We start from the raw sequence: 11465 nt of genomic DNA, 5'->3' as shown, positions 1-11465 counted from the left end.
TCGTTATGAGAAAAAGATTCGTTCAATTTTCTTTTGCAGTACAGTATCTAAAGATTTGACAAATCCAGCAAATTCATCGGTAGAAATCATATGAGTAAGAACGAGTCGTCTGCCATCTGGTGTTTCACCGCATAAGACGAATGAAGAAAATTCGTATGTTTTATTTTCAACTACTAATTTTGGATAGGAATACGTGTCGCTTTTCTTCTTCTTTCCATCAATAGAGATGACGTTGCATTTTTTCTCATTGTTGTCCATGGTGAATCCCTCCTTTCTATTATTTATGGTAGACAAGGAGGGTTTAGAACAATAGAGATGGGGGGATTTTTTATGTCTTTTGTAATAGAACGTATTTTAAAAGAGGCTATACCGAAGTCTTTATTGCTACTTGCTGATCCAAGTGAACGGCAAATAGCTATATATGTACAAAGAGGGTTAACATACGTAGCAAAGCAAGGGGGCAGCATCATCGGTGTGTATGTTCTTTTGGAAACAAGGCCGAAGACGATGGAAATCATGAATATTGCGGTTGCAGAGCATTTGCAAGGAAAAGGGATTGGGAAGAAGCTATTAAGGCATGCCGTAGAAACTGCTAAAGGATATGGTATGTCAAAACTTGAAATTGGTACAGGCAATTCTAGTGTTTCACAACTTGCTTTATATCAAAAATGTGGATTTCGTATTTTTTCTATTGATTTTGATTACTTTTCGAAGCATTATGAAGAAGAGATTATTGAAAATGGCATTGTATGCCGTGATATGATTCGGCTTGCAATGGAATTGAATTAGAACGTATAACTTATTTAGGGGGAAGAGAAGATGGAAGTACATAAAGCAATTACAGCACATTCTCGTAAACAAAATGAAAGTGTAAAAGCATGTTTACAATTAGATGCGCAGCGTGAAGCAGCCATTGAAGCAGCCGTATCTCTTGCGTCAAATGGGAAAGAATTTTCGGTTGATGTCATTAATGTTGTAACAAAGCAAATTAATGATCTTGCAAAAAATGGTGTTACCTTGCAGCGTAAATATGTTACAGAAGAAATGGTTATGGAGTATGTAAGTCGTTTACAAGAGAAAGAAGGTCGTTAAAGATGATAGTTACAGTCGAATGGTTACGTGAGCATATAGAAGATGAGAACGTCCGTGTAATCGATTGTCGTTTTGATTTAGCGAATCCTAATTGGGGTAGAGAAAAGTATGAAGAAGAACATATTCCTCATGCGTTATATTTTGATTTGAATTTAGATTTATCAAGTCCTATAGCAGAACATGGTGGCCGCCATCCGTTGCCAAGCATTGAAGAGTTTGCGGACAAGCTTTCGGAGGTTGGTATTGATGAACATACGACAGTAATTGCGTATGACAGTCAAGCTGGTGCAAATGCTGCTCGTTTATGGTGGTTATGTAACTATGTAGGACATGAGAAAGTATATATATTAGATGGTGGTTTCCCGGTTTGGAAAGAGAATGGACTACCGACAACAACGGAAATTCCTGTTGTTATACGAAAAACATTTAAAACAAACATACAAGATCATATGCTTGTATCGATGGAAACAGTAAGAGAGAATATCCAGGCAGGTGCAGATGTTACGTTAATTGATTCAAGAGAGCCAAAACGTTATGCTGGTGTAGAGGAACTTGTCGATCATAAAGCAGGACATATTCCGACAGCAACAAACTATTTTTGGAAGGATGGAATGTTGCAATCAGGACAATTTAAGAATGAAGCTGAGCAACAAGAACGATTCCAAAATCTGTCGAAAGATAAGGAAACCATTGTATATTGTGGTTCTGGTGTTACGGCATGTCCAAATATCATTGCGTTAAAATTGGCTGGATTCCAAAATGTTAAATTGTATGCAGGTAGCTGGAGTGATTGGATTTCTTATCCAGAAAATCAAATTGCAAAAGAAGAAGATTAATCACTTGCATGCAAAAATAATTTGTATTAAAATAAGGTCACAAGCAAGAGATTGCTCGAAAAACTTTGTATTTTACACATGGGAAACAATGTGATAATATAACGACAAGTAAATAATACATCCTGCGGTGTACGTAACTTATTTATGTCTAAAACCGATGTTAGTTATACGGAAGCTCAATATTTAGCGACCATCATCAAGCCTTCCTTGTGGAGGAAGATGTACGGTAACTGTGAGGGCATCCACCTGCGAGTAGCGGGTTTTTGGACATTTACGAGGAGCGGCACGTGCGGGGGTCTTATTTCAACTAACCTTATATAAAATTCCTACGGTGTACGTAGCTTATGCATGTCTTAAACCAATAAGTTTAATATGGAAGTTCAATATTTAAATGTAGCTAACATGCCATCTTTTTAAGAAGGAAGTTACAAACATTTGTGAGAGCATCCACCTGTGAGAGCAGGTTTATGGACATCTAGAGAGAACGGCATATGTGGGGCTATATAAAAACCTTACGTTTTATACGTAAGGTTTTTTTGTTGCATAGATATATCAATATTATCTTGATTCACCTGTGAAGTTTCCGTAATAAATGTAGCACTTTCTGTCTTCATCAATCTCTCTTGAATCCAAGGAGAATTCCATAGACATGCCGTCTCGCTGAATATATATAATATCTGAATGAAGAGATGGTAAAATTTCTTCGTAGTTCCATACATCTTGACTATCTACTAAGCTTGAACTCGTTTCACTTAGTTCTCTAATTTCAAAACCGATGTGGGAGTATGTAGGGTCTGAAGGGTCATTGGCGAAAACTTCTTTTTGAATATAAATAACCGCTGTTCCGTCTGGATCAACCGAAGTTGCAGTAACAACATAAGTATTTTTCTCTTTAATAAAATATTCACAAGTCATGCGTGCGATAATTTCAGAATTAGAAATATTGGCGTAGTTCCATAAAGCAGGATACCCTTTCGTTTCATCATTAAGTCGATATTCTAAGCGCATTTAATCCCTCTTCTTCCTTTTTCTTCTACTTTATCATGCCATCCTATATAATAGGAATAGAATTTAAAAAGGGGAGTGCGAAGGTGACAAAAACGAAATGGCTAGTAGGTGGTGTCGTAACGTCTTTAATGACTGGCACTTTATTTGGCTGCGCGCAAGATCTTCCCCCAAAACCGAATGATAATAGTTGTTCTGATTGGGATTGGGATGATGAACTTGGGGTATGGCAGTGTGATGATAGTAGTTCAGGTTATCGTGGGCATTATTTCTATGGTGGGCGATACTATCAAAATAAATCCACTTTTAAAAATTCATCGGCGTTTAAATCGTATCAATCGTCTGCTGAATTTAAAGGTGGAATTGGAAGCGGTTCAAAGGGAGGATTTGGGGGCTAAAATATGTCGCAATACATAAGGGATCGAAAAGAATTTTATTTAAAATATCCGAATTTTTGGTCGGATTTATATGAATGTGAGTATAGTTTGTTTCATGTTTTTTCTATAACAAATCAGACTTTGGACCAATTACACTTAGCGACTGAACGAATGGGGAAAATATTTTTTAAGACTGCTAGACTGCTGCGTAATTTAAGTGACGAACAGCTTCTAGATCTTGGCTTTCCATCCGCGAGTTTATCATTCATTAGAATGAAAGGGCTTTATCCTGAATCTGTAATTTCGCGATTTGATTTTGCTGTAACAGAGGATAATAAAATCAAAATGCTTGAGTTTAATAGTGATACACCAACTTTTATTGTGGAATGTTTTCAAATGAATGGGAAAGTATGTGAAAATCTAGGCTATGATGATCCAAACTCGGATCAAGAACGATTGCTATCTTCTGGTGTAACGAAAGCAGTAATGGAAGCGACAAAGGGATTAGATAATCCAAATGTTGTTTTTACAGCACATCATGAACATATCGAGGATTGGAATACCACTATGTATTTAAGTCAGCTATGCCATGTTGAAAATAAAGTAGTGCCAATGTCAGAACTTAGAATTACAAAGGATGCTCTAGTCGATAAAGATGGGGCGAAGATTGATGTTTTATATCGCCAAACATATCCGATAGAAGATTTAATTGAGGATCAAGATCCTGAAACAGGAGATTTGGTAGGTGTGGAACTGTTACAACTTGTAAAAGCCGGAAAGCTTTTTATAATAAATCCTTTGTCAGCATTTTTACTTCAGCCAAAATCAATTCAGTGTCTTATTTGGGGGTTAGCAGAAGAAGAGATCTTTTATACAAATGAGGAACAACAGTGGATTAAAGAATATATGTTACCTACATATTTAGAACCAGATTTATTTTTAGGAAAAGGTTCTTTCGTTCAAAAACCTTCATTTGGGAGAGAAGGAGATACAATTACGATTCGCGATAAAGACGAAAATATTATGCTTCAAAATGCACACGAAACGTATAAAGCGTCACTGCCGATATTTCAAAAGTATACCGAACTGCCAGTCGTATCCTTGGAAACAGAAAAAGGGATCGAGAAACTGTCATATGTGTTTGGTTCGTTTTTAATTGCTGGAAAAGCGAGTAGTATCGGTATTCGTGCGGGAGAAAAGATTACAGGAAATGAATCGTACTATTTACCGGTAGGTATAAAAAGGAGGGGGAAAAATGATTAATTTTTTATTATATTTAGCAGTAACACTCGGCCTTTTATGTATAGGTCTGTTCTTGATGGAAGTGACAACGAAAGTAAAGGAATTTAAGTTAATGGCTCAAGGAAATAAGGCGGTAAGCTATGTGCTTGGAGGACGATTACTTGGGTTAGCTGTTGTTTTATATTCGACAGCAGCTAATTCAATTTCACTTCTTGATATGATTTCGTGGGGAGCAGTTGGGATTTTGGCTCAAATTATCGTCTTTTATTTAGCTGAGTGGCTTACACCACGCTTTAATATAAACAAAAGTCTCGAAGAAGATAATCAAGCAGTCGGTCTTTTTCTTATGTTTTTATCGCTTTCGATTGGGATTGTAATCGCTGGTTGTATAACTTATTAAAAACTTTACGTTTAAACGTAAAGTTTTTTATTTTATCCCGCTATTTGCCGGGCAGCCCGATTGGTGAGGGCTAATAATCAGTGGGGGATGAACAAAACCCCCACTGATTAAAGTTTCACTTTATATACGTTAGTTTGCCATACCTTTTGAAAAAATTGTAGGCTACTGTTGACATCTATTTTAAATAAGAGTAACATTTTCAATGTAATGAAAATAAGTCTCTGTTAGGTGAGGCTCCTGTATAGAGAAATGCTACTGCCCAAAAATGTCGAGAGACGCCAATGGGTCAACAGGAATGATCGAATTAAGGTTTTTCTTAACGTAGCTGGTAATGTACCTATGCTATACAGTGCTAAAACTCGGCGAGGGAGAGGTCCGTAGATTTCTAATTATATTAGAAATCGTTTATTTGTGTATGTAATGGCCACTACTCTCTTAAGGGTAGGGGTCTTTTTTGTTACCAAGCTATGAGTAATTTCATAGTATAAACTATAAAATTAAACGAGGAGGTGAGGAGCATGTCAAATTCTGACTCGGTTCCGTTACCCATATACTTCAAATCAAAAATATATGATGTAGGCAGGAAACGATTTGTTCCTCCCTCTATATTTATCACAATGTAGCGTTTATAAAGCGCTAGACACTTTCACAGTAAAGTGGATAAATTGAGAAACAAAGCGTTTCTTCCTATGTTGTAAAGGAGGAGACGATAATATGTTATATGCAAACAAAACTGTGGGTAACACGTCATATAAACTAAATAAAAAATCAATAAAAGAACAAACAATGCTCCAAAAAAATAAAGATTTATTAATTGAAATTGCAACAAGAGATGTAAAATCTGTATTTGCATATTTTAAAACAACAAGAGACGGACTATCAATGAAAGAGGCGCAAAAACGTATTCAAGTATATGGCCGAAATGAACTAACTTCAAAAAGAGCAATTCTTGCAGAAGTAATGATGAAGCTTGGTGGCATGATTCCAGGTTTTTCAAAACAACGTGTGTGTGATGAATTACAACGTGAAACGATTACTGTATCTAGAGTAGAATGTTCTAGTAGTACAGGGCTAAATAGTGAACTGAAAATGATGGAGATACCAGTGCAAGAACTTGTACCTGGAGATATGATTTTTCTTTCGGCTGGAGATGCTGTGCCAGCTGATGTACGTATTATTTATGCAGATGATTTATTAGTGAATGAGTCTGTATTAACGGGAAACGAAGCGAGTATAGAGAAGTTTGAAAGCTGCTATCACCTTGAACGTAAACGATTTATTCCATTAAAACGGATGAAAGATTATAATCCACTTGAGCTTGAAAATGTATGTTTTAAAGGTTCACATATCGTTAGTGGAAGTGCAAAGGCTGTCGTTGTTTCTACTGGAAAAAATACGTATTCAGGCATATTGCATACTTGTTGTAGTAGAATGTCTTAATGTGTTAATGGTGCTAAATATACAAAAACAATGTATAATAGACAAAGTTGAGCAAAAACGTAGAATGGTAATCTATTTATATAACCTTACGTGATAACGTGAGGTTATTATTTTTTTAATAGGAGAGGAATTATGAAAAAAGTATTATTAGTTGATGGTATGGCACTATTATTTCGTGCTTTTTACGCAACAAGTGTCTACGGACAATTTATGAAACGACAAGATGGAACCCCTACGAATGGGATTCATGGTTATATGAAACACTTGTTAACAGCTACGCAAGCGATTGAACCAACACATATCGTTACATGCTGGGATATGGGAAGTACGACATTTAGAACAGAATCGTTCTCGAATTATAAAGCAAATCGTGCAGCGCCACCAGAAGAATTAATTCCTCAATTTGATTTAGTGCAAGAAATGACTGCGAAATTATCCATTCCAGTTATCGGTATGAAAGGCTACGAAGCGGACGATTGTATCGGTACGCTTGCAAAACAATACTGCAATGAAGCTGAAGTTTATATTTTAACTGGTGATACAGATTTACTTCAACTTGTTGATAAGAACGTTACAGTTATGCTTCTGCGTAAAGGAATTGGAAATTACGAATATTACACACCGGAGAAAATCATGGAAGAAAAAGGTGTAGAGCCGTGGCAAATCGTCCATGCAAAAGCTTTCATGGGAGATACAAGTGATAATTATCCAGGTGTAAAAGGTATCGGTGAAAAAACAGCGTATAAGCTTATTCAAGAGCACGGAACAGTATCCGCTGTACTAGAAAATGTAGAATCATTAACAAAAGCGCAGCGTACGAAGATTGAAAGTGATTTAGAGAACTTAAATATTTCGTTGCAATTAGCACAAATTCACTGTGAAGTTCCAATTTCATGTTTACTAGAAGAGGGATTACACACAATGGATGAAGAAAAACTTAGATTTGTTTGTGAAGAAATGAATTGGGGAAGACCTGAAATATTAATAAATATGCTATAAATAGTTTGGAAAGAGGGATGTTGCATAAGTCGAAATTTGACTTGGTGACACCTTCTTTTTGTTTTTGTAAACAGTATTATAGTAAATAAAATTATGTCGAACTCAATTTTAAATATATAAATGTTTCGACAAGATATAATGATAAAAGTTGATGGGAATAGTAATTTTTATAATGAAGTGAATTAATTTCAACATAGTTTTAGAGAGTCTTTTTTTCGTGTTCACAAAGTTGTCAGAAAATAAACGGAATTTTCATATGAAGTTCAAATAGAATTCACAACAATCAATTATTATAAGGACACACAGATAATTCTTTATCTTTTATATAAACCATCCCCCAAGGAGGACAATGAAAATGAGAAAAAAAGTGAGAAAATCTTTTAAACAATTATTAATTGAAAATAAACAATCACTATTAAATAATAAAGAAAATATGAAAGAAATTGAAGAGAGAATTGAGAAACGACATGTAGCATATAGTGGTGCTAGTAATTAAATAAAATAAAAAAGATAGCCTATGTAGGCTATCTTTTTTATTTTATATTGAAAAAACGCTATTCATCTCTTTAATTTTGTAAATATGCAAGAAATTTTTATAGTGTTTTTCTATCAATATTACTCATTTTTCGAGGTTGAAATTGGTATATACCAATTTTTGAGATTCTCTATTCATAATATTACAAAAAATGTTACAATACACTCAAATTTATACTATAAAATCATTTTAATATGAAAAATTGGAATGAAAAGAAAGGAGAGGAATATGAATAAAGATGTCGCTTTGAAATGATTATTATCATTTCATTAGGAGTTGATGTAAAAAGATGAAGAGATACGAGGAATTGGATTCTATAAGAGGGATTTCTTCATTAATAGTAATGATCGGTCATCATTTAATGATTTTTTCAGCATTTCAAAATTACAGCTATGAAGATAATAAACCATTTGTTGTGTATCTATTAAAAGAAACGCCTGCTCGTCTTATTTTTAGTAGTGGTAACGAATCTGTTATTATCTTTTTTGTTTTGAGCGGATTTGTTTTGTATGAATCTATTCAAAAAACCTATAGTAGCTATGGGTCATACCTTTTAAAACGTATATGCAGAATATATATTCCTTATATTGTGGCAATAATTATAGCTATTATATGCCAGGCTACAATTAGTGAATATGGTATTTCTTATTTAAGTGAATGGTTTAATCGCTCATGGACGATTGAAAGTTCTCCAAGCTTAATAGCGCAACATATTTTATTGGTTGGGAAATATAATACAGATGCATATAACGGTGTGATTTGGTCACTTGTCCATGAAATGCGAATATCAATAATTTTTCCGTTAATTTTGATGATTTGTTTACGAAAAACGTTAAGGTGTTCATTACTATTATTGTTTAGTTTTAGTATATGTTCTGTCGTAATATTATTTTTGTTTCGCTCGGGCTTAACATTAACAAGCTATGCATTAACGTTGCATTATACGGTGCTGTTTTTATTGGGGGCACTAGTTGCGAAGTATAAAAATAATTTAATAGTTTTTTATAGTAATTGTACTAAAAACACGAAAATTGCATGGTTTTTATTTGCGATTTTACTTTTTATGTATGAAGGACTTATTGGAGAAATTAAAGTACTCAATAATTTTATATTTCGAGACTACGTAGTGGCGATAAGTGCAAGTCTATTTGTCATATTAAGTTTGTCAATATCAACTTTGTCATCCTTGCTACGCAATAAATACTTGTTATATTTGGGGAAGATTTCTTACAGTCTTTATTTATACCATATTATATCGTTGTTTTCCCTTATATACATGTTCCATGAAATATTACCGTTGCCTATTATTTTAATTTTTTCACTTATATTTTCGTTTATACTTGCAATACTTTCGTATATATATGTAGAAAAATTTGCATTCAGAGTCGGAAAGTATGTAACAAAACAAGTAGATAGAAAGAAGAGAGGGGTATCTGTAAAGAGTGACTTGCAGGATGTTATTCAGAAAAGGGCGGTGAAATAATTGAAGCAAGAAATGAGTATAAAAGATTTTCAACAATTATTGAAAAGAAGATTCGTAACGATTATTTTAACGATGTGTTGTTTAACCGCTTCTTTAGTTCTTATCTCTATGTATGTTTTAAAGCCGTCATATCAATATTCAACGCAAATTCTTGTTGGGAATTTAGATGAGTTTAATAAGGAAAATTCAACAAATAAAACACAAGAAAATAAGCAACTAGTAACATCGTATGTCGATATTTTAAAAAGCCCATTAATTATTTCAACAGTCAAAAAAACTTTGAAATTAGAGCAATCAAGTTATGAATTAGCACAAAAAATCTCGGTAGTGAATACGGACAATTCACAAATTGTAACTGTTACAGTAAAAGATTCCAATCCGAAAGTCGTGAAAGACATTGTAAAGACATTGGCAGAGCAATCACAACAAAGTTTTCAACAGTACACAAATGTACAAGGTGTGAAAGTGTTGACGGATCCTGAGTTACAGGAACAGGCTGAAAAATTGTTTCCGAAATTTCAACTGATCATTCCTATTTCTTTAATTGTTAGTTTTTTTGTTGGGATAGGTTTAGCTGTATTTCGAGATTATTTTGATGAACGTATATACACGGAACAAGATTTAGAGAAAATAACAACAGTCTCTGTTATTGGTCACATAAATGTGAAACCGAATAGAAAACAGAAATCTACAGAGATTGATAAACAATCATCTATATATCGAGGTGAACATGTCGATGTTTAGGACAAAGAAACAGCTGCCATTCGATTTGCATGATGATCTGATGAAAGAGCAGTTTTATACGGTGTATCACGAGCTGAGAAAATCTGGAAAACAACTATTCACGGTTAGTTCAACGAAGGACAGAGGGGTTGTTGCCTCACTTATAGTAAATATGGGTCTAGTGTTTGCAGAAATGAAGAAAAAGGTGTTACTTATTGATGTGAATTTTTCTGACCCTAAATTACATGTATTATTACAAAGTGATCACATGATAACCGTAAACGATATAATAAGCTCTTTCCCCTGCAATTATGAATCTTTTTCTAGTAATTTGTCTAAATACTTATATTGTATTCCTGCAAAAAAAACAGTACACACAGGGACGCCCTTAGTTGCTATGGATGAATTTGATAATGCGATTGCTAAGTGGAAAGAAGATTTTGATTACATTTTCTTTTATTCTTCTGAAGTATTTGATCTTCCTGCTACGCACATTATTGCAGAGAAATGCGATGGAATGGTCTTAGCAGTTAAAAAGCGAAAAGATTCACTACGTACAGTGCAAAAAGTAATAGCGGATATAAATAGGAAAGAATGTGAATTAATAGGTATAATTTTATATTCTTGAATGTGGGGGTAACGATCCATGATTCGTGAAACAAATCAAGCCAAGTTGTATACGATTCCGGCTCAAGAAAAGCCTAGCATATTGAATCGAAGTGTAAAACGCTTGTTTGATATTATATTTTCAATCATATTGTTACTATTAACGATACCAATTATGTTGTTCTTTTGTATTATGATTACTTTAGAAACATCAGGGGCTCCAATTTACTTTCAAGAACGTTTAGGTATAAACGGGAAGAAGTTTAATGTATTTAAATTAAGATCAATGGTAAAGGATGCTGAAATAAATGGCCCACAATGGGCAAAAGAACATGATTCAAGAATTACAAAAGTTGGATTGTTTATAAGAAAAACGAGAATTGATGAATTACCACAACTTTTAAATATTTTAAGAGGAGATATGTCTTTTGTAGGCCCTAGACCAGAGAGAGAGTTTTTTTATAATGAGTTTGATACGTTTATTCCAGAATTTAAGGATCGTTTAATGGTAAAACCAGGATTAACAGGATGGGCACAAATAAATGGAGGATATAATCTTGATCCAAAGGAAAAGTTGAGGCTGGACATGGAGTATATTGAAATGAAAACATTTCGGCTGGACATCCGTATTTTATGTAAAACCGTTTTAATTGTATTGAACGGTAATGGTGCAAGATAAATATATATGTAAACAAACAACATATGTAAGTAGGTTACTTGCAAAGGA

General features: G+C 34.0%; 15 protein-coding genes, 2 other RNA genes and 1 riboswitch. Of the genes, 15 read left to right on the top strand and 2 right to left on the bottom strand.

The window, feature by feature from the left end:
- Nucleotides 1–3: 3 nt before the first annotated feature.
- The gene (locus IBT51_RS02815; RefSeq protein WP_000369740.1) at nucleotides 4–258 is read right to left on the bottom strand and encodes a DUF3931 domain-containing protein; all 255 of its coding nucleotides are present in this window, start codon (nucleotides 256–258) and stop codon (nucleotides 4–6) included.
- A 72-nt stretch (nucleotides 259–330) separates the two neighbouring features.
- Here IBT51_RS02815 and IBT51_RS02810 point away from each other — a divergent pair, with 72 nt between their 5' ends.
- The 5 genes from IBT51_RS02810 (at nucleotide 331) to ssrS (IBT51_RS02790) (ending at nucleotide 2432) form a co-directional block, all read left to right on the top strand.
- The gene (locus IBT51_RS02810) at nucleotides 331–789 is read left to right on the top strand and encodes a GNAT family N-acetyltransferase (RefSeq protein WP_000011410.1); all 459 of its coding nucleotides are present in this window, start codon (nucleotides 331–333) and stop codon (nucleotides 787–789) included.
- Nucleotides 790–819: 30 nt separating this feature from the next.
- A complete protein-coding gene (locus tag IBT51_RS02805; RefSeq protein WP_000451820.1) occupies nucleotides 820–1092 on the top strand; it encodes a YpbS family protein in 273 nt (90 codons plus the stop codon).
- Between the two features lie 2 nt (nucleotides 1093–1094).
- Nucleotides 1095–1928, top strand: coding sequence for a sulfurtransferase (locus IBT51_RS02800; protein ID WP_089170718.1), 834 nt, complete (start codon nucleotides 1095–1097; stop codon nucleotides 1926–1928).
- Nucleotides 1929–2044: 116 nt separating this feature from the next.
- Nucleotides 2045–2227: non-coding RNA, 6S RNA (ssrS, locus tag IBT51_RS02795), on the top strand.
- A gap of 21 nt (nucleotides 2228–2248) precedes the next feature.
- A non-coding RNA gene (gene ssrS / locus IBT51_RS02790) (6S RNA) lies at nucleotides 2249–2432 on the top strand.
- Between the two features lie 54 nt (nucleotides 2433–2486).
- On the opposite strand, the gene IBT51_RS02785 is transcribed toward ssrS (IBT51_RS02790), so the two are convergent.
- Nucleotides 2487–2936 (bottom strand): hypothetical protein, encoded by a 450-nt coding sequence (locus IBT51_RS02785; protein WP_001235522.1) that lies wholly within the window; start codon nucleotides 2934–2936, stop codon nucleotides 2487–2489.
- 83 nt (nucleotides 2937–3019) lie between these two features.
- Between IBT51_RS02785 and IBT51_RS02780 the strand changes: the two genes are divergently transcribed.
- The 10 genes from IBT51_RS02780 (at nucleotide 3020) to IBT51_RS02735 (ending at nucleotide 11417) form a co-directional block, all read left to right on the top strand.
- A complete protein-coding gene (locus tag IBT51_RS02780; protein WP_000169030.1) occupies nucleotides 3020–3331 on the top strand; it encodes a hypothetical protein in 312 nt (103 codons plus the stop codon).
- Nucleotides 3332–3334: 3 nt separating this feature from the next.
- Nucleotides 3335–4573, top strand: a complete 1239-nt coding sequence (locus IBT51_RS02775; protein WP_200457999.1) for a glutathionylspermidine synthase family protein — start codon at nucleotides 3335–3337, stop codon at nucleotides 4571–4573.
- On the top strand, nucleotides 4566–4952 hold the full coding sequence (locus tag IBT51_RS02770) for a DUF350 domain-containing protein (protein WP_000606862.1): 387 nt from the start codon (nucleotides 4566–4568) through the stop codon (nucleotides 4950–4952). The genes IBT51_RS02775 and IBT51_RS02770 overlap by 8 nt, the downstream gene beginning before the upstream one ends.
- A gap of 213 nt (nucleotides 4953–5165) precedes the next feature.
- Nucleotides 5166–5331, top strand: a riboswitch (M-box (ykoK) riboswitch).
- A gap of 335 nt (nucleotides 5332–5666) precedes the next feature.
- Nucleotides 5667–6392 carry a P-type ATPase actuator domain-containing protein gene (locus IBT51_RS02765; RefSeq protein ID WP_049108367.1) on the top strand — a complete coding sequence of 242 codons (726 nt, stop codon included), beginning with the start codon at nucleotides 5667–5669 and terminating at the stop codon, nucleotides 6390–6392.
- Nucleotides 6393–6524: 132 nt separating this feature from the next.
- On the top strand, nucleotides 6525–7391 hold the full coding sequence (locus IBT51_RS02760) for a 5'-3' exonuclease (protein WP_000757069.1): 867 nt from the start codon (nucleotides 6525–6527) through the stop codon (nucleotides 7389–7391).
- A gap of 355 nt (nucleotides 7392–7746) precedes the next feature.
- Complete coding sequence (locus tag IBT51_RS02755; RefSeq protein ID WP_001228048.1) at nucleotides 7747–7887, top strand: FbpB family small basic protein; 141 nt, start codon at nucleotides 7747–7749, stop codon at nucleotides 7885–7887.
- Between the two features lie 328 nt (nucleotides 7888–8215).
- Complete coding sequence (locus IBT51_RS02750) at nucleotides 8216–9409, top strand: acyltransferase family protein (RefSeq protein WP_049108366.1); 1194 nt, start codon at nucleotides 8216–8218, stop codon at nucleotides 9407–9409.
- A complete protein-coding gene (locus IBT51_RS02745) occupies nucleotides 9410–10153 on the top strand; it encodes a YveK family protein (RefSeq protein WP_000807062.1) in 744 nt (247 codons plus the stop codon).
- The gene (locus IBT51_RS02740; protein ID WP_049108365.1) at nucleotides 10140–10760 is read left to right on the top strand and encodes a CpsD/CapB family tyrosine-protein kinase; all 621 of its coding nucleotides are present in this window, start codon (nucleotides 10140–10142) and stop codon (nucleotides 10758–10760) included. Before IBT51_RS02745 ends, IBT51_RS02740 begins: the two co-directional genes overlap by 14 nt.
- Nucleotides 10761–10778: 18 nt before the next feature.
- Nucleotides 10779–11417 carry a sugar transferase gene (locus IBT51_RS02735; protein ID WP_000617645.1) on the top strand — a complete coding sequence of 213 codons (639 nt, stop codon included), beginning with the start codon at nucleotides 10779–10781 and terminating at the stop codon, nucleotides 11415–11417.
- Nucleotides 11418–11465 lie beyond the last annotated feature (48 nt).

The sequence above is a fragment of the Bacillus sp. S71 genome (assembly GCF_016625265.1).
Classification (GTDB): domain Bacteria; phylum Bacillota; class Bacilli; order Bacillales; family Bacillaceae_G; genus Bacillus_A; species Bacillus_A cereus.
Note: the sequence above shows the minus strand (reverse complement) of the source record. Positions and strands in the feature narration are given on the sequence as shown.